At 67.6% G+C, this 2,448-nt stretch carries 3 protein-coding genes and 1 pseudogene; 1 reads left to right on the forward strand and 3 read right to left on the reverse strand.

From position 1 onward, the window contains the following. Positions 1-250, reverse strand: a 250-nt coding sequence (locus A5643_RS18255; protein ID WP_197497718.1) for a hypothetical protein, incomplete at its 3' end; no start/stop codon positions are given. Between the two features lie 324 nt (positions 251-574). Between A5643_RS18255 and A5643_RS11905 the strand changes: the two are divergent. After that, positions 575-1,262, forward strand: a pseudogene (locus A5643_RS11905) (VldE C-terminal domain-containing protein). Positions 1,263-1,265: 3 nt separating this feature from the next. Here A5643_RS11905 and A5643_RS11910 read toward each other — a convergent pair. Together A5643_RS11910 and A5643_RS11915 are read right to left on the reverse strand one after the other, a co-directional pair. After that, a complete protein-coding gene (locus tag A5643_RS11910) occupies positions 1,266-1,664 on the reverse strand; it encodes a DUF2628 domain-containing protein (protein WP_066855448.1) in 399 nt (132 codons plus the stop codon). A gap of 30 nt (positions 1,665-1,694) precedes the next feature. After that, positions 1,695-2,174, reverse strand: coding sequence for a DUF3887 domain-containing protein (locus tag A5643_RS11915; protein WP_082948915.1), 480 nt, complete (start codon positions 2,172-2,174; stop codon positions 1,695-1,697). Positions 2,175-2,448 lie beyond the last annotated feature (274 nt).

Consider the following 2,448-nt stretch of genomic DNA (forward strand, 5'->3'; position numbering starts at 1 on the left):
CGCCACCGCCGCGGCCGCCGCAACCGGCGCCGCCACCGCCGGCACCGGTGGCGCCTCCGCCTGAGACAACCCACGCCCCTCCGCCCACCACGGAGGCGCCGACGACCGCGACGACGACGCCCCCGCCGACCACCACGACCACCACCACGACACCGCCGCCGACCACCACGACGACGACCCCGCCGACCACCACGACCACCCGACCGCCGACGACCACCTCGCAGCCGCCGACCACCACGCCGATGACCACCGAGTGGTTGACCGTGCCGTTCGTGCCGGTGCCGATACCGGTCCAAGTGCCCGAAGGGCAGGGCTCACAGCCCGGCGCGCCGAGAAACCCGTTCCTCAACCCGGGTAATCCGGGCAACCCGGGCTATCCGGCAAACCCCGGCTACCCGGGGTACCCGGGCTATTAAGAGAACAAGAGAACCGCACTGACCTGACAAATCGCGCCGCACGGCCGCGCGGCCGGGCTGATACCCGATCGAGCACCGGGCCGGGCCTGCGACGGGCCGCCGCGGCGAGATGGTTATGAAATTGTGATTATTTGCCGAATAGCTCGTATGGTGTGTCTGTGGTCGAGCGCAGCTTAGCCAGCAAGCGACGAAAGCGGACCGCGGCCGTGGCTACGGCCGTGGTCGCGGGCGCGGTGTCCTTTGCCGTCGCCGGCAGCGGGTGCCTTGCTGGCCGCCCAGGCCGTCGACGTCCGTGCCGCCGACCAGAACGCCGAGGCCCCCCTCGACCCCGACTGCTGCGTGCAGGTCGTAACACCGAAGTCGGCCACCTTCGCGGCGGCCGCATTCGTCGACCACCCAGCCGCACTACCGGAGACGTTGCCTGCCTCGCGGTGGCGAGTCGTGCGAGCCGACGACATCCCCCAAGCTCTGCCGGCCGGTATCGCCCCGGAACAGGGATTACAGGTCAAAACGATCCTGGTCGCGCGGAATATCAGCGTCGTGTTCCCCGAGATTCACGAGATCGGCGGGGTCCGTGCCGACGCACTGCGCTGGCATCCCGACGGTCTGGCCCTGGATGTGATGATCCCCAACCCCGGTAGCGCCGAAGGCATCGCGCTGGGCAACCAGGTCGCGGCGTACGCGCTGCAGAATGCCGAGCGATTCGGCCTCCAGGACGTCATCTGGCGCGGCGTCTACTACACCCCCAGTGGCGCGCAGTCGGGCGGTTATGGCCACTTCGACCACGTGCACATCACCACAACCGGGGGCGGCTACCCGACCGGTGCCGAGGTCTATTTCCGCTGACCGCTAACGCTGCTTGCCGGTTCCCTCGAACGGATTCCACGAGGTGCTGGCCTTGGTGACGTGCAGGTAGTAGGCGTAGTTGGCGGTGAGCATCGCAACCGCCGCGAAAGCGGTGCCGATCCCGGTGTTCAGCCCATCGGAGACCTCAACCTGTGACAGCGCGAGACTGACCACGATGGCCGCGAGCAGCAGCGACAGCCCTTTGCGCCACATGCCCTTGACGAAGAAGTAGATCGGGCCGAACAGGAACGCCAGGATGTTGGCGCTGATGCGCAGCCGTCCGCCGAAGGGCAGTGCCTTGTACGCGGCGCGCGCCTCGGGGGTCGAGGCCTGGTGGCCGTAGCGGTCGAAGAACTCGAACCTCGATCGCCAGGCTTCGGGGACCTCGTAGCTGGTGTTCACGCCGGAACAGTAGCGCCCCCGTGATGCCGGTCAGGGCACCGGTACGCCGGCCACCAAGAAATACAGACCGGCGACGGTTCCGTCGTCGTGGAAGGTGACGCGGAACTGACCGGGCGCTTCGGTCATGTTCAGCGGAATATTGACGACGGTGAATTCGCCGCGCGGCACACTCTCCGGCCCGCCGTGGGACTCGTAGCTGCCGAGCTGCTGCTGGTAGGTGGTCCACGCTGAGGAGAGTTCCGCAGGCGGCAGCTTCTCCTTCATGTCGTCGTCAAATCGCGCGGTGGCGGCGTCGAACTCGTGGTTGACGATGTTCTCCAGGATCTCGGTGGCCAGCTGGTCGTCGCGGCGCTGCGCACTTTGCTCGGGTTCGGACGTCGAGGTGGTCACAGTCGTCGTCGGATCAGGCTTCTCCCGCGGTTCGGGTGGGGAGCAACCCGCGACCGTTGCCGCGGCGGCCAGCGCGGCGGCAGCGAGTGCTGTAGCGCGGCGCCCGAGTGAGCCGGTCATGGGGCTTTACTGTACGGCCGACACCGTCGAAGATGCGAGTACTTGTACTCCAGTTGTTCTTGGGTCAGGGCGGCGTCGCACCCGGCGTTGCGCAGTCGGTGCCGCCGGATGTCTTCGGGTTCACTGGTTGCGGGCCAGTAGCCGAACTCGGCTGCGAGCTCGCGCCGGCGGGGCTTATCCACCGGGGTCAGGGCTCCTCTGTTGACGCCGGTCCAATTCCAGGCCGGTGGCGACGGTTGAAAAGTAGGCCACGTGGTCATGGCTATTGTGCCGT

Origin of the sequence: Mycobacterium sp. 1274756.6, from assembly GCF_001668625.1 — a bacterium.
In the GTDB taxonomy this organism is placed as follows: Bacteria; Actinomycetota; Actinomycetes; order Mycobacteriales; family Mycobacteriaceae; genus Mycobacterium.

What these genes read in the sequence shown, in the direction of transcription:
- A5643_RS11915 (WP_082948915.1), bottom strand. Translation starts at nt 2,174, where the DNA reads ATGACCGGCTCACTCGGGCGCCGCGCTACAGCACTCGCTGCCGCCGCG.